This is a genomic window from Pseudomonas sp. M2, assembly GCF_015751845.1.
In the GTDB taxonomy this organism is placed as follows: Bacteria; Pseudomonadota; Gammaproteobacteria; order Pseudomonadales; family Pseudomonadaceae; genus Aquipseudomonas; species Aquipseudomonas putida_E.
Genome location: NZ_JADOUD010000001.1, coordinates 1,183,088 through 1,202,572 on the forward strand (window position 1 = coordinate 1,183,088; position 19,485 = coordinate 1,202,572).

At 63.9% G+C, this 19,485-nt stretch carries 20 protein-coding genes; 13 read left to right on the forward strand and 7 right to left on the reverse strand.

Features of this window, described 5'->3' with window-relative positions; genetic code table 11:
* Nucleotides 1-61: 61 nt before the first annotated feature.
* Nucleotides 62-2,206, reverse strand: a complete 2,145-nt coding sequence (gene dinG, locus IWW33_RS05585; protein ID WP_115273732.1) for an ATP-dependent DNA helicase DinG — start codon at nucleotides 2,204-2,206, stop codon at nucleotides 62-64.
* Nucleotides 2,207-2,304: 98 nt separating this feature from the next.
* On the opposite strand from dinG, the gene IWW33_RS05590 reads away from it, so the two are divergent.
* On the forward strand, nucleotides 2,305-2,769 hold the full coding sequence (locus IWW33_RS05590) for a CopD family protein (protein WP_046787735.1): 465 nt from the start codon (nucleotides 2,305-2,307) through the stop codon (nucleotides 2,767-2,769).
* Nucleotides 2,770-2,785: 16 nt separating this feature from the next.
* Here the strand turns inward: IWW33_RS05590 and IWW33_RS05595 are convergent, their stop codons facing one another.
* From IWW33_RS05595 to IWW33_RS05605, 3 genes are all read right to left on the reverse strand, one after another.
* Nucleotides 2,786-3,061, reverse strand: a complete 276-nt coding sequence (locus IWW33_RS05595; protein ID WP_012313061.1) for a DUF1145 domain-containing protein — start codon at nucleotides 3,059-3,061, stop codon at nucleotides 2,786-2,788.
* 19 nt (nucleotides 3,062-3,080) lie between these two features.
* Nucleotides 3,081-3,794 (reverse strand): OmpA family protein, encoded by a 714-nt coding sequence (locus IWW33_RS05600; protein ID WP_119688370.1) that lies wholly within the window; start codon nucleotides 3,792-3,794, stop codon nucleotides 3,081-3,083.
* Between the two features lie 87 nt (nucleotides 3,795-3,881).
* Nucleotides 3,882-4,574, reverse strand: a complete 693-nt coding sequence (locus IWW33_RS05605; protein WP_115273730.1) for an OmpA family protein — start codon at nucleotides 4,572-4,574, stop codon at nucleotides 3,882-3,884.
* A 159-nt stretch (nucleotides 4,575-4,733) separates the two neighbouring features.
* On the opposite strand from IWW33_RS05605, the gene IWW33_RS05610 reads away from it, so the two are divergent.
* The 11 genes from IWW33_RS05610 (at nucleotide 4,734) to pdeM (ending at nucleotide 16,632) form a co-directional block, all read left to right on the forward strand.
* Nucleotides 4,734-5,228: a DUF6231 family protein gene (locus IWW33_RS05610; protein WP_046787737.1), complete on the forward strand. Its 495-nt coding sequence runs from the start codon at nucleotides 4,734-4,736 to the stop codon at nucleotides 5,226-5,228.
* A 3-nt stretch (nucleotides 5,229-5,231) separates the two neighbouring features.
* A complete protein-coding gene (locus IWW33_RS05615; protein WP_046787738.1) occupies nucleotides 5,232-5,708 on the forward strand; it encodes a YchJ family protein in 477 nt (158 codons plus the stop codon).
* Between the two features lie 2 nt (nucleotides 5,709-5,710).
* On the forward strand, nucleotides 5,711-6,187 hold the full coding sequence (locus IWW33_RS05620; RefSeq protein ID WP_119688369.1) for an LEA type 2 family protein: 477 nt from the start codon (nucleotides 5,711-5,713) through the stop codon (nucleotides 6,185-6,187).
* Between the two features lie 7 nt (nucleotides 6,188-6,194).
* A complete protein-coding gene (locus IWW33_RS05625) occupies nucleotides 6,195-6,398 on the forward strand; it encodes an SEC-C metal-binding domain-containing protein (protein WP_012313055.1) in 204 nt (67 codons plus the stop codon).
* Between the two features lie 173 nt (nucleotides 6,399-6,571).
* Entirely contained in the window at nucleotides 6,572-9,013 is a 2,442-nt protein-coding gene (locus tag IWW33_RS05630; RefSeq protein ID WP_115273729.1) for a penicillin acylase family protein, read from the forward strand.
* A gap of 108 nt (nucleotides 9,014-9,121) precedes the next feature.
* The gene (locus IWW33_RS05635) at nucleotides 9,122-9,460 is read left to right on the forward strand and encodes a hypothetical protein (RefSeq protein ID WP_115273728.1); all 339 of its coding nucleotides are present in this window, start codon (nucleotides 9,122-9,124) and stop codon (nucleotides 9,458-9,460) included.
* Nucleotides 9,461-9,566: 106 nt separating this feature from the next.
* Entirely contained in the window at nucleotides 9,567-10,583 is a 1,017-nt protein-coding gene (locus IWW33_RS05640; protein ID WP_115273727.1) for a ligase-associated DNA damage response exonuclease, read from the forward strand.
* Nucleotides 10,580-12,241 (forward strand): ATP-dependent DNA ligase, encoded by a 1,662-nt coding sequence (locus IWW33_RS05645; RefSeq protein WP_174142048.1) that lies wholly within the window; start codon nucleotides 10,580-10,582, stop codon nucleotides 12,239-12,241. Before IWW33_RS05640 ends, IWW33_RS05645 begins: the two co-directional genes overlap by 4 nt.
* Before the next feature lie 97 nt (nucleotides 12,242-12,338).
* A complete protein-coding gene (locus tag IWW33_RS05650; RefSeq protein ID WP_046787744.1) occupies nucleotides 12,339-13,454 on the forward strand; it encodes a succinylglutamate desuccinylase/aspartoacylase family protein in 1,116 nt (371 codons plus the stop codon).
* A 68-nt stretch (nucleotides 13,455-13,522) separates the two neighbouring features.
* A complete protein-coding gene (locus IWW33_RS05655) occupies nucleotides 13,523-15,976 on the forward strand; it encodes a ligase-associated DNA damage response DEXH box helicase (RefSeq protein ID WP_174142049.1) in 2,454 nt (817 codons plus the stop codon).
* On the forward strand, nucleotides 15,973-16,632 hold the full coding sequence (pdeM, locus tag IWW33_RS05660) for a ligase-associated DNA damage response endonuclease PdeM (protein WP_115273724.1): 660 nt from the start codon (nucleotides 15,973-15,975) through the stop codon (nucleotides 16,630-16,632). Before IWW33_RS05655 ends, pdeM begins: the two co-directional genes overlap by 4 nt.
* A gap of 13 nt (nucleotides 16,633-16,645) precedes the next feature.
* On the opposite strand, the gene IWW33_RS05665 is transcribed toward pdeM, so the two are convergent.
* Together IWW33_RS05665 and dcd are read right to left on the reverse strand one after the other, a co-directional pair.
* Nucleotides 16,646-16,873, reverse strand: a complete 228-nt coding sequence (locus tag IWW33_RS05665; protein WP_046787747.1) for a hypothetical protein — start codon at nucleotides 16,871-16,873, stop codon at nucleotides 16,646-16,648.
* Between the two features lie 98 nt (nucleotides 16,874-16,971).
* Nucleotides 16,972-17,538, reverse strand: a complete 567-nt coding sequence (gene dcd, locus IWW33_RS05670; RefSeq protein ID WP_012313046.1) for a dCTP deaminase — start codon at nucleotides 17,536-17,538, stop codon at nucleotides 16,972-16,974.
* Nucleotides 17,539-17,868: 330 nt separating this feature from the next.
* Between dcd and IWW33_RS05675 the strand changes: the two genes are divergently transcribed.
* On the forward strand, nucleotides 17,869-18,078 hold the full coding sequence (locus tag IWW33_RS05675) for a cold-shock protein (protein WP_012273869.1): 210 nt from the start codon (nucleotides 17,869-17,871) through the stop codon (nucleotides 18,076-18,078).
* A gap of 200 nt (nucleotides 18,079-18,278) precedes the next feature.
* Here IWW33_RS05675 and apbC read toward each other — a convergent pair whose 3' ends face one another.
* Complete coding sequence (apbC, locus tag IWW33_RS05680) at nucleotides 18,279-19,373, reverse strand: iron-sulfur cluster carrier protein ApbC (RefSeq protein WP_115273723.1); 1,095 nt, start codon at nucleotides 19,371-19,373, stop codon at nucleotides 18,279-18,281.
* Nucleotides 19,374-19,485 lie beyond the last annotated feature (112 nt).

Genomic DNA, 19,485 nt, shown 5'->3' on the forward strand with positions numbered 1-19,485 from the left:
AGGCCCTCATGGGCCCGCGACAGAGTGGTGGACAACGGGCCGGCACATCATGCTCCGGCCTTCAGGAAATCTCCCGCCGGAAGGGCGGCAGCGCATTGAGAATAGCCTTGCCGTAGCGTTGGGTGACCAGACGCCGGTCAAGCAAGGTAATGACGCCCCGGTCCTGCTCGGTACGCAGCAGGCGACCGCAGGCCTGAATCAGCTTCAACGATGCATCGGGTACGGCAATTTCCATGAAAGGGTTGCCACCGCGGGCCTCGATCCACTCGGCCAGTGCCGCCTCGACCGGATCGTCAGGCACGGCGAAGGGGATCTTGGCGATCACCACATGCTCGCAGTAGGCACCGGGCAGGTCGACGCCCTCGGCGAAGCTGGCCAGACCGAACAGCACACTGTGCTGGCCATCATCGACCCGCGCCTTGTGCTTGTTCAGGGTTTCCTGCTTGGACAGGTTGCCCTGAATCAGCACCAGCTTGCGCCAGTCGCGGTCCAGGCCGTCGAAGACTTCCTGCATCTGTTTGCGCGAGGAGAACAGTACCAGCGCACCGCGGGCGTCCTCGACGATGTTCGGCAGCTCGCGGATGATCGCAGCGGTATGCGCCGCAGCATCGCGCGGGTCGGCCTTGAGGTCGGGCACCCGCAGCAGGCCGGCATCGCCATGCACGAACGGGCTGGGCACCACGCAGGTCATCGCATCGCGCGGCAGGCCCGAGCGCATGCGGAAACGGTCGAACTTGCCCAGCGCGGTCAGCGTCGCCGAGGTTACCAGCGCGCCATGGGCCACGCTCCACAGGCTGCGCCGCAGCATTTCGGCTGCCAGAATGGGGCTGGCGTTGACCTCGATGTCGAACAGCGCGCCGCTTTCGGCCAGGGTCAACCAGCGGGCCATGGGCGGGCTGTCTTGCGGGTCCTCGGCAGTGAAGGCGGTCCACAGCTCCCAGTTGCCTTGGGCGCGGGTGACCAGGCTGCCGAACAAGGGGTACCACTCTTCGGCCTGATGGCTGGCGATACCGATGTTGACCTCGCCGTCCATGCCTTCCTTGAGCAGGTCGGCCAGGCGGGTGAACAGGTCGTTGAGGCGGGCGAAGCCCTTTTTCAGCTCGATTCCGACGTCGCGGATCTGCTCGGGTACCACGCCGCCTTCGAAGCGATAGCGCGGGCGCTCACGCCCCTCCACGTCCTCGCTGGGACGGAAGTCGGCGACTTGCTCGCACAAGGTGAACATGAACTGTTGCTGGGTGCGGATTTCCCGCGCCAGCTCCGGCACCTGCTCGATCAGCTTGCCCAGATCGCCCGGCAACGGGTGCTGGGCCAACAGCTTGGTCAGGTTCTTGGCGGTCTGCTCCAGCCAGTCGGCAGTGGAGCGCAAACGGGAAAAGTGGGCGAAGTGGCCGATGGCCTTGTCGGGCAGGTGGTGGCCTTCGTCGAACACGTACATCGTGTCACGCGGGTCAGGCAGCACCGCGCCGCCACCCAGGGCCAGGTCGGCCAGGACCATGTCGTGGTTGGTGACGATCACATCGACCTTGCCCATGCCTTCGCGGGCCTTGTAGAACACGCACTGCTGGAAGTTCGGGCAGTGACGGCCGGTACATTGGCTGTGGTCGGTAGTCAGCCGCGCCCAGTCCTGGTCTTCCAGGGCCTCGGGCCAGCTGTCACGGTCGCCGTCCCAACGATTGCCGGCGAGCTTCTCGATCATGCTGTTGAACAGCTTCTGGCTGCGCTCGTCGACCTCGATGTGAAAGCCCTCTTCCTCGAACAACTGGGCAGTGGCCGATTGCGCATGGCCCTCCTGCAGCAGGATGTCGAGCTTGGACAGGCACAGGTAGCGGCCGCGGCCCTTGGCCAGGGCGAAGCTGAAGTTCAGGCCGCTGCTACGCATGAGGTCGGGCAGGTCCTTGAAGACGATCTGCTCCTGCAGGGCCACGGTCGCGGTGGCGATCACCAGGCGCTTGCCAGCCGCCTTGGCGGCCGGGATTGCGGCCAGGCTATAGGCGACCGTCTTGCCGGTACCGGTACCCGCCTCGACCGCGACCACGGCAGGCTCGCCCGCGCGGCGGCCTTCGTCGTCGCAGGCGATGTCGCCGAGTACCTTGGCCACTTCGGCGATCATCAGGCGCTGGCCATAACGCGGCTTGAGGCTCTTGGCTTCGAGAAAACGCGAGTAGGCGCCCTGGATGGTGGCTTTGAGTTCGTTGCTGATCATGGTCTGCAGGCGCCCGAAGGGCTGGATATATTTTCAGTGTTTCGCATGGGGCGGCTATCATACCCCGCTATTGCCCATTGTGCCGCATGGAGATCCGGATGCTTGCCTTTGCCCTCCCCTACACACTGCATGTCCTGGCCGCCCTTGTGTGGGTCGGCGGCATGTTCTTCGCCTGGCTGGTGCTGCGCCCGGCAACGGTTGCAGCCCTTGAGGGGCCAGCCCGGCTTCGGCTCTGGGTGGAAGTTTTCCGACGTTTCTTCAGATGGGTCTGGCTGGCGGTAGCCATTCTGGCGATAAGTGGTATCGGCATGTTGCACATGCGCTTCAACGGTTTCGAGACAGCCCCCCGGTATGTACAGGTGATGATGGGGGGCGGGATCGCCATGTTCGCGCTGTTCATGCGTATCCAGGCGCTGTTGCTGCCTGAGCTGAAGGCTGCCGTGCAGGCCGAAGACTGGGCCGCAGGTGCTGCGGCACTGGGCCGGATCCGGCGCATGGTCGGGGCCAACCTCCTGCTGGGGCTGGCGGTGGTGGCGGTGGCCAGTTCGCGGCTACCGACATAGCGAGGCAGCGCCGTGGTCAGCCACGGCGCGTCAGCTCTGCCTGCCGCGGTATGGACATCACGTGGAAAATGCCCGTCAGCAGTATCTGCAAACGATCGAACCAGCGGTGGCTGCGCCCACGCAAGCTGCCGTTGAAGAACAGCACTTCCAGAACGTGCAGCCCCAGCAAGGCGATGCCTGCGGCATTGATCAACAGATTGAACGGCAGCGGCTGTGGCAGCATCTGGTTGAACAGCACCACGCCCCAGAAAGCGATGGTCAGGGTTTTACCCACGCCCAGAATGAATTTCATCTGCCGCTCCCATCGCTGCTCAGTTCAGGTGCAGGTCCACCCGCCGGTTTTGCGCACGGCCTTGTTCGGTGTCGTTTTCTGCCACCGGCTCGCTAGCCCCGCGCCCTTCGCTCGTTACCTTCTGCGGTGCCAGGCCCTGACTGATCAAATACTGTGCGACGCTGGCCCCGCGCCGCTCAGAGAGTGCCTGGTTGTAACTGTCAGACCCGACATTGTCGGTATGGCCAACCACCTTGATCCGCGATACACCCAACTCGCTGAGCCTGGGCAACAGGCTTTGCAGCCGTTGCTGGCTGCCCACCGTCAAGTCGGCAGAGTCGAATGCGAACATCACCTGGCCCTGATCGTCGAGGGAGATCACCTCTGGCTGGGGCTCAGGTGCAGGTTGGCTGGGCGGATACTGCGGCAGCGGGCAGCCCATGTGGTCGACCGCCGTGCCGGCAGGCGTGTCAGGGCAACGGTCACGGCGATCGAAGACGCCATCCTCATCTTCGTCCCCATCCTGGGCGTAACAGATCAGGCCGCCGGCGATCGCACCCAGGGCGCCAGCGCCTGCAGCCCAGCTCGAGCTTTCGATAGCGCCCAGGCCACCGCCGGCCAGCCCACCGAGCAGGCTGCAGATGGGCCAGGTCCGTTGATTGAGGGGCGCACTGCCGTCACTGTGGGTGGCGCAGCCTGCCAGCAGACTGGAAACCACCAGCAACGGCAGCGCCGCCTTTGACATGACACTCATGATGAATGCTCCTGTGTCGTTGGCCGCAACCGGCCTACAGGAGTAAAGACGCGCCCGCGCCACTTCTCAAGGCGCGGGCGCACGCCGTCAGCGCTCGATCTTGATCTCGGTGCGACGGTTCATCGAACGCCCATCGGCTGTGGCGTTGTCCGCTACAGGCTGGGTTTCGCCGGCACCGACCACCGACACGAAGCTGGCGCGTGGCACACCACTCTCGACCAGGTAATCGGTCACCGAGTGGGCACGGCGCTCGGACAGGTTCTGGTTGTAACTGTCGGAGCCCACGCTGTCGGTGTGGCCGGTGACGCTCAGACGAGCGCTCGGCGCTTCCTGCTTCAGGCGTGTGGAAATGGTGTTCAGGCGTTCCTTGTCGGCCGCCGTCAGGCGCGCAGAGTCGAACTCGAAGTGCACGTCACGGATGACGATGACTTCCTCCTTCTGCACCACGACTTCCTCGACCACAGGCGCCGGCTCTGGCGGGCAGCCATTGGCGTCGACCTGAACACCACGCGCAGTGCCTGGGCATTTGTCACGGCTGTCCGGCACACCATCGCCATCCTCGTCACCATCGCCGTTGGCCCAGCAGTAGCCAGCTGCCAGGCCACCGCCCAGCAACGCACCCCAGCCAGCCCAGCTGGAGCTTTCGATGGCGCCCAGGGCAGCGCCGCCCACACCCCCGACGGCAGCACACTTCGGCCAGTCGGTTTTTTGCAAACCTGCACAACCAGTCAACACACTGGTGAGCAGTACCAGGGGTATCGCTGTGCGTACTATGCTCATTTCGTAGCTTCTCCTAGGGGGAATCGGCATAAGGCCGATCCATGGGAGTAAAGACCGCGCATCTCATCCCTGCCAGCAATAAGCCACGACAGGGTCATACGGTGCTTTGCCCACGGCCGACAGCCCGTTAGTCTTGGAAGACCTGAACGAGGATTGGCAATGACCGACGGTTTTTCCCAACGCACACCCCAGCAGGCCCTGGCGGCCCTGCTGGAGCGCTTCACCCCGCAACGTCTGCTGCTGGTAGGCACGCGTTTTCCTGCCCTGGAGGCGTTTGCCCAGGCACATCCGCAGGTGACGATCGAGACGTGCCAGCCAGGCGCGCTTGCAGCGCATGTTGCCGCACAACGCTTCGACCTGGCATTGCTGGTGGACTGCCTGGAACATTTGCCCAAACGCGCTGGCCTGGAACTGCTGGGTGGCATCCGCAACCTCAACGCCAGCCGTGTCGCCGTGCTGGCCGACCTGCACGCCTGTGGCTGGCAGGAGACCGATTTTTTTGCCCTGGCCCTGTCGGCCAGCGAGAAATTCCGACGCGACGAGCAGGTCTTGAGCCTGTTCACCTATGATCTACATGACTACAAGCAGGTCCCCGACTGGCTCAACGCCAGGTTCTGGGCCAACCCTGAAAACTTCGGCAAGTACTGGTGGTGATCAATGAGTGTCTCGGTTTGCCCCTGTGGCAGCGGTAACCTGCTGGACGCCTGCTGCGGGCACTACCACGCCGGCACCCCGGCACCGGATGCCCAGGCACTGATGCGCTCGCGCTACAGCGCCTACGTGCTCGGCCTGATCGATTACCTGGTAGGCACCACCTTGCCAGCCCAGCAGACGGGTCTGGATCGCAACGCGATTGCGGCCTGGAGCGCCCAGAGCACCTGGCTTGGCCTGGAGGTGGAGAACGCCGAGGTGCTCGGAGGCCAGCCTGAGCATGCCTTTGTCACGTTCACGGCGCGCTGGCACGATCTGGAGGGTGATCACCAGCACCGCGAGCGCTCCGCCTTCGTGCAGCATGACGGGCGCTGGTACTTCATCGACCCGACCGTTGAGCTCAAGGCTGGCCGCAATGACCCCTGCCCCTGCAACAGCGGGCAGAAATTCAAGAAATGCTGCGCCGGCTACGTCGGTAACTGAGCGTGATCGCCCTGGCCCGCCTGTTCCTGCTCAGCGCTCTGCTGACGTTGCCGGCGGGTTGCGCGATATGGGGTGACGATGACTGGCGCGACCCGCAGGTGCACCTGGTCAGGGTCGAAACAGTCAAGGCGCGCTTGCTGGAGCAGGAGTTCGTCTTGCACCTGCGTGTCGACAACCCCAATGACAGCCGCCTGTTCATTCGTAACCTGGCTTATTCGGTCTGGCTCAACGACCTGATGCTGGTAGAGGATCAGGCCAGTGTCTGGCGCAGTGTCGGCGGGCATGCCCGGCGCACCTTCAAGATCACTGCGCGGACCAATCTGTGGCGCCAGCTCAAGCCGTTGGCCAAACTGCTCAAGAGCGAGCAGCCGCTGCACTACCGCTTGCAAGGCGAACTCGAGACCGGGCTGATCATCCACCGGGACCTGCACTTATCGCGCAGTGGTGAGATAATCCCCGGTGATTTCTTACCGGAGTAACCCTGCAATGACCCAACAACCCCATGTTCATGGCCCCGACTGCAACCACGGACACGATCATCACCACGATCACGACCACGGCCATGTGCACGGCCCGCATTGCAATCACGGCCATCAGGAGCCGGTTCGCAATGCATTGAAGGACGTCGGCCGCAACGACCCGTGCCCGTGCGGCAGCGAAAAGAAATTCAAGAAGTGCCACGGGGCCTGATCAAGCCTTAAAGCGGCAAGCTTCAAGTTGCAGGAAAATGCAGGCCCGCACCTCATGCAGCTTGAAGCTACCGACCGCTGGTAAATAAAGCTTCACCGCACCTTGCACGGCGCCTGCGCGCTCACTACCTTAGCGCCATTCGAACCCCGCCACGCCTTGCAGGAGCCCTTGTCATGGCCGCCCCCGTCCTTCCTCCCTTCCGCCCACGGTTCGCCACCGCTGCCACGCTGCTCGGCATGCTCGGGCTTGCCGGTTGCCAGATGGGCGGCTATCAGGACAGTGTGCCACCGACCACCGGCGTGCAGCCGCTCAAAGGCCTGGCGCAGAATGTTTCGGTGCGCCGCAACGCCATGGGCGCACCGCTGATCGAAAGCAGCAGCTTCCATGATGCACTGTTCAGCCTCGGCTACGTCCACGCCGGCGACCGTATCGGGCAAATGCTCGCCATGCGCCTGCTGGCCCAAGGCCGCCTGGCGGAACTGGCCGGAAGCGAGGCGCTGGACATCGACCGCCTGATGCGCGCTGCCAACCTCAAGCACAACGCCACCCAGCTGTACGCCGATGCTTCGCCCCGGCTCAAGCGCTTCTTCGAAGTCTACGCCCGCGGGGTCAATGCCTACCTGTTCCGCTACCGCGACAAACTGCCGGCCAACCTCGCCAGCAGCGGCTACCGCCCGGAATACTGGAAGCCCGAGGATTCGGCGCTGATCTTCAGCCTGTATGCCTTCAGCCAGTCGGTGAACCTGCAGGAAGAACTCAGCGCCCTGACCCTGGCGCAAAAGGTCGGCAGCGATAAGCTGCCTTGGCTGCTGCCTGGCGCGCCAGACGAACCCCTGGCTGAAGCTGAGGCAGACAAGCTGAAGGGTCTGAACCTGAGCAGCCAACTACCGGGCCTGGCTGCGCTGGCAGCCGCCAGCCAGAAGCTCGCCGACCTGAACCTGCTCGGCAGCCCGGGCTCGGCCAACCTGGCCCTGGGCCCGCAACGCAGCCGCAGCGGAAAAAGCCTGTTGGCAAGCGACAGCCGCGCAGCCTGGGCCCTGAGCCCGGTGCAGATCCACACCGGCAAGTACCAGGTTGCAGGCCTGTCGTTGCCGGGCCTGCCCATCGTCCTGGCCGGCTACAACGGCAAGCTGGCCTGGAGCAGCAGCGCGGTGATGGCCGACAACCAGGACCTGTACCTGGAACGGCTGCGCCATCAGGGCAGCCAGGTCAGCTACCTGGCCGACGGCAAGTGGTTGCCCGCTCGCGCACGCAGCGAAACCTTCTTCGTCCGTGGCCAACGCCCGCTGCGCGAAGTGATGTACGACACCCGCCACGGTACCCTGCTCGCCCAGACCGGCAGCCCCAGCCTTGGGCTGGCCCTTAACTTGCCGCAGCCCAAGGGTGATCGCAGCCTGGATGCGCTGTTCGACCTGACCCGAGCGCAAACCGTGGAACGCGCGTTTGACAGCACCCGCGAGGTGGCGGCTGCCGCACTCAACTTCGTGTTTGCCGAACCTGAGCACATTGGCTGGCAAGTCAGCGGCCGCTACCCGAACCGCCGTGAGGGCCAGGGCCTGCTGCCATCTCCGGGCTGGGAGGGTCGCTACGACTGGGACGGTTACGCCGACCCGATGCTGCACCCCTACGACCAGGACCCGCCGGCCGGCTGGATCGCCCATGCCAACCAGCGCAGCTTGCCACGCGGCTACGGCATGCAGCTGTCCAACACCTGGTATTACCCCGAACGCGCCGAGCGCCTGGGCCAGCTGGCCGGCAATGGCCGTCACGACAGCCGCAGCCTGATGGCCCTGCAAAACGACCAGCAGACGCTGCTGGCCGACAAGCTCAAGCAGATGTTCGACGCCCCTGGCATGGCCCAACCGCTCAAGCAAGCGATCGACGCTCTGCCAGCCGCCCAGCGCGACAAGGCCCGCGACGCGCTGGCCCGCCTCAAGGCGTTCGATGGTCGCCTGAGCCCGGTATCAGCGGATGCCGCGCTGTATGAGCTGTTCCTACAGGAAGTGGCGCTCCAGACCTTCCTCGACGACCTCGGCCCGCAATCCGGCACTGCCTGGCAGGCGTTCGTCAGCAATGCGCGCCTGTCCTACTCGGCCCAGGCCGACCACCTGCTTGGCCGCGAAGACAGCCCGTTCTGGGATGATCGCACCACGGCGCAGAAGGAAGACAAACCGGCCATCCTGGCCCGCAGCCTGGCCGCTGCCGTGGATGCAGGTACAGCCCAGCTGGGTGCCGACCGCCGCGCCTGGCAATGGGGCAAATTGCACCAATATCGCTGGCCTGCCCCTGCTTACCACGGCCTGGGCGATGCGCTCAGCCGATCGCCACAGGCGGCTGGCGGTGACTTCAGCACCCTGGCCCTGACGCCTTATGCGTGGGGCAGCGATTTCGACACCCGCCTGCCGGCCTCGGCACGCATGATCGTCGACTTTGGCCAGGCAGAACCACTACAGGTACTGACCAGCACCGGACAATCCGGTAACCCGGCCAGTGCCCATTTCAGCGATGGGCTCGATGCCTGGTTCAAGGGCCGGTTCATGAGCCTGCCAATACAGCCGCAGCATTTTGCCCGGGCCTATGGCAACCAGCGGCTGACCCTGGTGCCAGGCCGATAGGCCCAGCGTTTCCATCTGTATCCCTCAAGCCTCGGTGCTTAGCATCCTTTCTTGCCGCGCTCGTTCAGACAGCGAGTGCGGTCAACCCATCAAAAAAGGATGTTCAGCATGAGCAAAGAAACCCTCACGATCGAAGTGTCCTGGCCTGCATCGCTGGCCGTACCGGAGGGCAGCACCATTGACATTCAGCTGTGGGCCGGTAACGACAAGGCAGGCTACAGCATGATCGACGGCGATTTCTCGACGCCAGCAACCGCGTCGCCAGTCACCCTCGAAATCCCTTACGACAGTCAAGACCTGCAGAGCCATGACGGCACCACCACCTGGGACTACTTCCATACCTCCCCACGGCTGGTGCATGGCGGCTTCATCAAGAACATCGCCTACGCCGAAAAAATCAGCGTGGCGCAGACCAAAGGCGCGGCCTGGAAAATGGCCCTGCGCTGAATAGCCCGCAGCCAGCCCTGACGTGCAGGGCTGGCTGCCAACACCACGCGAACTTCCACGCCCCGCTGATGCTCTGAGCCTGTAAGCCCTCTTGCCAGGCATCGCCATGGACCTCGTCATCGCCCGCCCCGAAGGCCTTTACTGCCCGCCCGGTGATTTTTACATCGACCCTTGGCGGCCCGTGGAGCGCGCCATCATCACCCACGGCCATGGCGATCATGCCCGTCGTGGCAACACTCATTACCTGACCGCAGCCCCAGGGGCCGGCATACTGCGCAGCCGCCTGGGCCAGGATATCGACCTACTGGCCCTGCCCTACGGCGAGCGTATCCGCCACCACGGCGTCACCCTGAGCCTGCACCCGGCCGGGCACGTACTGGGCTCGGCACAGGTGCGCCTGGAACATGACGGCGAAGTCTGGGTTGCCTCCGGGGACTACAAAGTCGAGCCGGATGGCACCTGTGCTCCGTTCGAGCCGGTGCGCTGTCACACATTCATCACCGAGTCGACCTTCGGCCTGCCCATCTACCGCTGGCCCAGCCAGGCACAGGTATTAGCGGGGGTGAATGAATGGTGGCGGGCCAATCGCGAGCAGGGCAAGGCCAGCGTGCTGTTCTGCTATGCGTTCGGCAAGGCTCAACGAATCCTCCATGGCCTGGATCCGAGCATCGGGCCGATCCTGGTACATGGCGCAGTAGAGCCGCTGAACCAGGTATACCGAGAGGGCGGTGTACACCTGCCACAAACCCTTTATGCCGGTGATATTCCCCGTAATGACCCGCTCATGCGCCAGGCCATCGTGTTGGCGCCCCCCTCTGCCGCCGGCAGCAGTTGGATGCGTCGCTTCGGTGATTACAGCGATGCCTTCGCCAGTGGCTGGATGCTGCTGCGCGGCACGCGACGCCGGCGCGGCGTAGACCGCGGTTTCGTACTCTCCGACCACGCAGACTGGCCTGGGCTGCTATGGGCCATCGAACAGACCGGCGCCGAGCGGGTTATGGTCACCCACGGCTCGGTCAACGTGCTGGTACGCTACCTCAGCGAACGTGGCCTCGATGCCCGAGCGTTCGTTACCGAGTACGGTGACGAGGACGACGCTCCAGCAATGGAAGCTGAGGCATGAAGGCCTTTGCCCAGCTCTACCTGCGCCTGGATGCCACCACCTCCAGCAATGCCAAACTGCAAGCGTTGCGCGACTACTTTGCCGCAGCCCCCGCCGAGGACGCCGCCTGGGCTGTCTATTTTCTGTCCGGTGGCCGGCCACGGCAGTTGGTGCCCACCCGGGTGCTGCGCGAGCTGGCAACGGCATTGGCCGGGCTGCCGGGCTGGTTGTTCGAAGAAAGCTATCAGGCCGTGGGCGACCTGGCGGAAACCATCTCTTTGTTGCTGCCTGAAAACCAGCAAGGTAGCGAGAGCGGGCTGGCCCATTGGGTCGAAGCCCATCTGCTGCCACTGCGTGGGCTGCCCGCCGAAGAGGTCCAGCAGCGCCTGCCGCCACTGTGGGCACAGTTGGATCGCCCCAGCCTGATGCTGTGCCTGAAGCTGATCACTGGCAGCTTTCGCGTGGGCGTGTCCAAGCTGCTGGTCACCCGGGCACTGGCGCAGCTGGCGGGGCTGGATGCCAAACGCATAGCTCAGCGCCTGGTGGGCTATACCGACATCAGCCATCGCCCGACAGCCAACAGTTACCACAAGCTGATCGCCGCTGAATCGGCCGACGAACATAGCCAACGTGGTGGCCAACCATACCCGTTCTTCCTGGCGCATGCCCTGCAGGCCCCCATCGAACAGTTCGACGCCCTGCTCGGCCCGCCCAGCGCCTGGCAGATCGAGTGGAAGTGGGATGGCATCCGCGCACAAGTGGTCAAGCGCGATGGCCAGGTGTGGGTGTGGTCACGCGGCGAAGAACTGGTCACCGACCGCTTCCCGGAGCTGCACAGCCTGGCGCAGAGCCTTCCCGACGGCGTCGTGCTCGACGGTGAGATCCTGGTCTGGAAGCCTGATTCGGGCAACGACCAGGCACTGGCCGTGCAACCTTTCGCACTACTGCAGCAGCGCATTGGCCGCAAGACGCTGGGCAAGAAGCTGCTGGCCGATGCGCCGGTGGTATTGCAGGCGTACGATTTGCTGGAATGGCAAGGCGAGGACTGGCGTAGCCGCCCCCAATATGAGCGCCGCCAGCAATTGCAGCGTGTCGTGGAAAGCTATCCCTTGGCCCCGGTACTGCTTTCGCCTCTGCTCGAAGGGCAGACTTGGCACGCGCTTGCCATCCAGCGCGAACGATCGCGCAGCCTGGGCGTCGAGGGCCTGATGCTCAAACAGCGCGATGCGTTGTACGGGGTGGGCCGGACCAAGGACATGGGGGTGTGGTGGAAGTGGAAGATCGACCCGTTCAGCGTAGATGCCGTGCTGATCTATGCCCAGCGCGGCCACGGCCGGCGTGCCAGCCTGTACAGTGACTACACCTTCGCGGTCTGGAGCGGGCCACCCGGCGACCCCGAGCGTGCCTTGGTACCTTTTGCCAAAGCCTACTCGGGCCTGAGCGATGAAGAAATGCGCAAGGTCGATGCAATCATTCGCAAGACCACGGTAGAGACCTTCGGACCGGTGCGCAGCGTCAAGCCAACCCTGGTGTTCGAACTGGGGTTCGAGGGCATCGCCCTGTCAAAACGGCACAAGAGCGGTATAGCCGTGCGCTTTCCGCGCATGCTGCGCTGGCGCCTGGATAAACCTGTGGAGGAGGCCGATGACCTGGCGACCCTGCAGGCACTGCTGGCCTGAAGAAGGCAGCACGGTGAAGCATACTGGCTAAAATTATGCTTCTATCTTTGTGCCGACCCGTGTCGCAGACCGTTTTCGCCACGCAGCCAGGACCACCATGCACCATTCGACACACGACCTGCTCTCGCCCGTACCGGGCATCATTCGCCAACTCCACAGCTTCCACTTCGGCCCGCGCGGTGGCGCCAAGGTGTACATACAGGCCTCGCTGCATGCCGATGAGTTGCCCGGCATGCTGGTCGCCTGGCACCTCAAGCGTCGCCTGGCCGAACTGGAGCAGCAAGGGCGCCTGCGCCGCGAAATCGTCCTGGTGCCGGTGGCCAACCCGGTAGGCCTGGAGCAAGTGATGCTGGACGCACCACTGGGTCGTTTCGAATTACAGAGCGGCGAGAACTTCAACCGCAACTTCGTCGACCTTTCCGACAGCATTGGCGACCAGGTGGAGGGCCATCTGACCCAGGACGCCGACCACAACCTTGCCTTGATTCGTGAGTATCTGCGCCGTGGCCTGGATGCACACCCGGCACACACCCCCCTGCAGTCCCAGCGCCTGACCCTGCAGCGGCTGGCCTGCGATGCCGACCTGGTCCTGGACCTGCACTGCGACTTCGAGGCGGTAGAACACCTCTACACCACCCCGGAAGCCTGGCCTCAGGTCGAGCCGCTGGCTCGCTACCTGGGTGCGCAGGCCAGTTTGCTGGCCACCGACTCCGGCGGGCAGTCGTTCGACGAATGCTTCAGCCTGGTCTGGTGGCAGTTGCAGCAACGCTTCGGCAAGCGTTTCCCGATCCCTTTGGGTAGCGTGTCGGTAACTGTCGAGTTGCGCGGCCAGGCCGATGTCAGCCATGACCTGGCCAGCCATGACTGCCAGGCGATCCTCGATTACCTGATTCACGCCGGAGTCATCGAAGGCCCTGCAGTGCCCTTGCCACCCCTGCCCCGGGCTGCGACCCCGTTGGCCGCCGTCGAGCCGATATCGGCCCCGCTGGGCGGGCTGCTGGTGTATCACGCCCGCCCCGGTCAGTATCTGGAAGCCGGGCAACTGGTCGCTGAAGTCATCGACCCGCTCAGCGACCGGGTGACTGCCGTGCACAACCGCCAGCCTGGCCTGCTGTATGCCCGCAGCGTTCGGCGCATGGCCACGACGGGCATGGTCATCGCACATGTCGCCGGTGAACAGGTGTGTCGCAGCGGCTACCTGCTGGCCAACTGACCCGGTAAAACCAAACCGCCGGGCCGGTGGTCAGTAGAAGCACAACCTTCGAAGGACCCGACGGCCCCATGCCAAGCCCTCCCGACATTGCCAATGCCTGGTTTCGCATGCGCGGCTGGAAGCCCTTCGCCTTCCAGCGCCAAGCCTGGGCCGCAGTCGGCCGTGGCGAGTCGGGGCTGCTGCATGCCAGTACCGGCGCCGGCAAGACCTACGCCCTCTGGCTGGCGGCACTGCGCACCTTCGCCAAGCCGCGCGCAGGGCGTCAGCCGGCGCCATTGCAGGTCGTGTGGATTACCCCGATGCGCGCGCTGGCGGCCGATACCGCACGCGCATTGCAAGCGCCGCTGGACGACCTTGGCCTGAACTGGAGTGTCGGCGTGCGCAGCGGCGACACTGGCAGCGCCGAGCGCGCCCGCCAGGCCCGACGCCTGCCGAGTACATTGATCACCACACCCGAGAGCCTGACCCTGCTATTGACGCGTGCGAATGCCTGCGATGATTTCGCCAGCCTGCGCATGGTGGTGGTGGATGAATGGCACGAACTGCTCGGGAACAAACGCGGCGTACAGCTGCAATTGGCCCTGGCACGCTTGCGTCGCTGGCATCCGCAACTGGTGACCTGGGGGCTGTCTGCCACCCTGGGCAACCTGCCGCATGCGCTCGAGGTACTGGTGCCAAAGGGTGGCCAGCTGATAAAGGGCCGCCAGGACAAGCGCCTGGTCGTCGACACACTCCTGCCCGAGGCCATCGAACGCTTTCCCTGGGCCGGGCACATGGGCCTGAAGATGCTCGCTCAGGTTGCCCGGGAGCTCGACAGCAGCGCCAGCAGCCTGGTTTTCACCAACACCCGTGCCCAAGCCGAACTGTGGTACCAGGCCCTGCTTGACGCCCGTCCCGACTGGGCCGGGCAAATTGCCCTGCACCACGCCTCGCTGGCCCGCGCTACCCGCGACTGGGTGGAACTGAGCCTCAAGCAGGGCACGCTCAAGGCAGTGATCTGTACCTCCAGCCTGGACCTGGGTGTGGACTTTCTGCCCGTGGAACGGGTGTTGCAAATTGGCTCGGCCAAAGGCGTCGCCCGCCTGATGCAACGGGCCGGGCGCTCCGGGCACGCCCCGGGGCGCCAGTCGCGGGTCACCCTGGTGCCGACTCACAGCCTGGAGCTGGTCGAGGCCGCAGCCGCTCGCAGTGCACTTGCGGCGGGCCATATCGAGGCCCGTCGCTCCCCGCGCCTGTGCATGGATGTACTGGTTCAGCACCTGGTCAGCATGGCGTTGGGCTGCGGCTTTCGCCCCGCTGAGCTACTCGCCGAGGTACGTAGCACCTGGGCTTTTTGCGATCTGCGCGACAGCCAGTGGCAGTGGGCACTGGACTTCGTCTGCCACGGCGGCAGCTCGCTCAGTGCCTACCCCGATTACCAGCGCGTCGAGGCCCACAGCGATGGCGTATGGCGGGTCGTCAGCGAGCGCCTGGCGCGGCGCCACCGCATGGGCATCGGCACCATCGTCAGCGACGCCAGCCTGCAGCTCAAGTATTGGAGCAAAGGCGGCGGCGGAAAGCATCTGGGCAGTGTCGAGGAAGCCTTCATCGCCCGCCTGCGTCCAGGCGATACCCTGGTGTTCGCCGGGCGGATACTCGAGCTTGTGAGGGTGGAGAACATGACCGCTTATGTACGCCGCAGCACCGCCCGTAAAGCCGCCGTAGCCCGCTGGAATGGCGGGCGCATGCCGCTGTCCAGCGAACTGGCCGATGCCCTGGTGGAGAAACTCGACGCCGCAGCCCGCGGCCATTTCGATGATCCAGAAATGCGCACGGTGCGGCCCTTGCTCGCACTCCAAGGCCAGTGGTCGGCCTTGCCTACCACGCAGACGCTGCTGGCCGAAACCCTTGCCACACGCCAAGGCTCGCACCTGTTTGTCTACCCGTTTGCCGGCCGCATGGCCAACCTTGGTCTGGCCAACCTGATTGCCTGGCGAGTCAGCCGCAACCAACCGCTATCGGTATCCATTGCCGTCAGCGACTACGGCTTCGAACTGCTTAGCCCGGCCCCTGTGGACTGGGCAGGCCACCTGCCCGCAGCGATGTCCACCGAGCACTTGCTGGACGATGTACTGGCTAGCCTGAACGCCAGTGAAATGGCCTTGCGGCGTTTTCGCGAAATCGCCCAGATCTCCGGGCTGGTGTTCGGCGGATACCCAGGCGCGCAGAAAAGCACCCGGCAGATCCAGGCTTCCAGCGGGCTGTTCTACGAGGTGTTTCGCAAGCATGACGCCGATAACCTGCTGCTTGGCCAGGCGCGGGATGAGGTGCTGCGTGAGGAACTGGAGATCGAACGCTTGCAAGGTCAATTGGCCAGGATGAGCAAGCTGCGCCTGGATGTGCGTGAATTGCAACGGCCCGGGCCACTGGCTTTCACGTTACTGGTCGAAGGCATGCGTGAGACCCTGACCACAGAGAAACTGGCCGATCGCATTGCGCGCATGGTCGCGGACCTTGAACAAGCAGCGAGCAGGAAGGCATGAGTACGCACCTGGTCATCGAGCATTGCGGGCAAACACTGTGGTTGATGCCGGACCGCGCGCTCTATTGGCCTGCCCGGCGAGCGTTGCTGGTCGCTGACGTGCATATCGGCAAAGCCGCCAGTTACCGCGCGCTGCATCAACCCGTGCCGCGCGGTACCACCCAAACCACGCTCAAGCGCCTGGACGCTCTGCTGGCAGCCTGTGAGTGCGAACAATTGATCATTCTTGGCGATTTCCTGCACGCCCGAACGGCGCACGCGCCTGCAACGATGGCTCAGTTACAGGCCTGGAGAGAACAGCACGGCGGTTTGCGCATCGTGCTGGTACGCGGCAACCATGACCGCCATGCCGGCGATCCACCAGCCCAGCTGGACATTGAAGTGGAGGAAGACCCTTGGCTGCTGGCACCGTTCGCGCTCCAGCACGAACCGGTCGCACACCCTGATCACCCGGTGCTGTGCGGCCATGTGCATCCGGTATTCGTCTTGCGCGGGCGCGCTCGTCAGCGGCTCAGGCTGCCCTGCTTCCTGATGGACCAGCAGGTCAGCCTGCTACCGGCGTTCGGTGAATTCACCGGGGGATGGACTGTCGAGCCCGGCCTAGGGAGTCGCATCTACCTTGCGGGCACAGATCAAGTCTGGGCCCTGCAAGTCTGATCTCATCGAGCGTTCATGCCACCGGCGCAGGTGGAGGTTCGTCGGGCAGGGTTGGCTCACCCGGCTCCATGGGCGGCGTATCGCCAGGTTGGGCCGGTTGCGGGGTATCCGGGTCGGGCTGACCGGGTACGCCGCCCAGATGCATCGGGGCAGGATGGGCCAGCAGGGACCATGCCAGCAAGCCGATCTGGTTGGGCTGCAGCACAGCCAGCTTCGCACTGATTACGGGATCGAGTTTCATGGGCAACTCCTGACGAGGGCCGCCACGCATCATGCATGGCGGCACTGTTCATTAGCTTGGAGTACCCGAGCGAAAACTAATTCCCCGCGCTCGTCGGCTCAGGTGCGTGGCAGGGTGACGCCGCGCTGGCCCTGATACTTGCCACCACGGTCTTTGTACGACACTTCGCATTCTTCATCGGATTCGAGGAAAAGCATCTGCGCCACGCCTTCGTTGGCGTAGATCTTGGCCGGCAAGGTGGTGGTGTTGGAGAACTCCAGCGTCACGTGGCCTTCCCACTCTGGCTCGAGCGGGGTGACGTTGACGATGATGCCGCAACGGGCATAGGTGCTCTTGCCCAGGCAGATGGTCAGGACGTTGCGCGGAATGCGGAAGTATTCGACGGTGCGGGCCAGGGCAAAGGAGTTCGGCGGGATGATGCAGACATCGCTCTTGACGTCGACGAAGCTGCCGGCGTCAAAGTTTTTCGGGTCGACGGTGGCCGAATTGATGTTGGTGAACACCTTGAATTCGTCGGCGCAACGCACGTCGTAACCGTAGCTGGAGACGCCGAACGAGATCACCCGGCTGTCGTGCTCGCCGCGCACCTGGCGCTCGACGAACGGTTCGATCATGCCGTGTTCCTGCGCCATGCGGCGAATCCACTTGTCCGATTTGATGCTCATGGCGGGGGTGTCCTGAGAGTTGCGAGGTGAAAAAACGAGAAGCGCATATTACCGGTCCCGGCGCTCAGGTTAAAGTTCCATACCACATCCCGCGTCAGATGGGGCTTGGCGCCCGCCGCCGATCTGAATTTCATCAAAGGCCATCTTGGTGATTGGCAGGTTGCGGAAAGTGGGTTAAGGTGACACCACTGTGCTGCACGTGACACCGAGAATCTCTAGTTTGATGCACGATCCTGATCGGCCCAACGCTGAATTTTCTGCTCTCTTTGCGCTCAGTCCCGGGCAGGGTTTTTCCTGACCGTTATCAACTTTGTCCAAGGAGACAGAAAAATGTCCAACCGTCAAAACGGTACTGTTAAGTGGTTCAACGACGAGAAAGGCTACGGCTTCATCACCCCTCAGTCGGGTGACGATCTGTTCGTACACTTCAAAGCCATCCAAGCTGACGGCTTCAAAACCCTGAAAGAAGGCCAGGCTGTTACTTTCGTCGCTACCCGCGGCCAGAAAGGCATGCAGGCTGAAGAAGTTCAAATCGCCTAAGTCGATTTAGCTTCCTCGCTTTCAAAAAAACCCGCCTTCTGGCGGGTTTTTTTATGGCCGTTTGCAAGGGCTGCCTTGCCGGGGCGCCGGACCGGTCGTAAAGGGCCGCAAAGCGGCCCCGGCATTTCATGCGGCGGGCCATGTCGCCCGTGGAGCTGCATCATCGCCAACATGCAGGCTGCGCAGGCTCCCCCGCTTATTCAATCCTCGCTGATGGTAATGCTCGGCATCGCCGGTGCTGCCGCTTCCTGCAGCACGATCCGCGCACCCACCTGACGGGCGAGCTCCTGGTAGACCATGGCGATCTGGCTTTCCGGCTCGGCAATCGCCGTCGGCTTGCCGCTGTCAGCCTGCTCACGGATCAGCATCGACAAGGGCAGCGAAGCCAATAGCTCGACACCATACTGCGCGGCCAGCTTCTCGCCGCCACCTTCACCGAACAAGTGTTCGGCATGGCCGCAGTTCGAGCAGATGTGCACCGCCATGTTCTCCACCACGCCAAGCACCGGGATGTTGACCTTGCGGAACATCTCCACACCTTTCTTGGCATCCAGCAGCGCCAGGTCCTGCGGCGTGGTGACGATCACTGAACCTGCCACCGGCACCTTCTGCGCCAGGGTCAGCTGGATATCACCGGTTCCCGGGGGCATGTCGATCACCAGGTAATCGAGGCCATCCCAGGCTGTCTGGGTCACCAGCTGCAGCAACGCGCCGGAAACCATCGGGCCACGCCAGACCATCGGCGTGTTGTCATCGGTGAGGAACGCCATCGACATGACCTCCACGCCGTGCGCCTTGATCGGTACAAACCATTTCTGCTCGCGGATCTGCGGGCGGGTACCTTCGGCGATGCCGAACATCACCCCTTGGCTGGGGCCATAGATATCCGCATCGAGAATGCCTACCCTCGCACCTTCGCGAGCCAGGGCCAGCGCCAGGTTGGCGGCTGTGGTCGATTTGCCGACGCCCCCTTTGCCCGAAGCCACGGCAATGACGTTCTTGACGTTGGCCATGGCCGGCACCTGGGCCTGCGCCTTGTGCGCGGCGACCACGCAGTCGATCGTTACCTGGGCCGAGCTGACACCGTCTAGGTTCTCGATTGCGGTCTGCAGCACCTGCGCCCAGCCATTTTTGAACAAGCCGGCGGCATACCCCAGTTGCAGCTGCACAGCGACCTGCCCGCCCTGGATGTCGATGGCACGCACACAGCCGGCGCTGACCGGGTCCTGGTTCAGATAAGGGTCGGTGTACTGACGAAGCACGCCTTCGACGGCGGCACGGGTGACGGCACTCATGGAGGCTCCCATTGGCATACGATTGATCGAACAGGCGCCTATCCTAACCCGTCAATCGTCAGCCGTTGCGTCCATGGGGTGAAATATATTCGCCAGCCCTTTATAGTGGCCG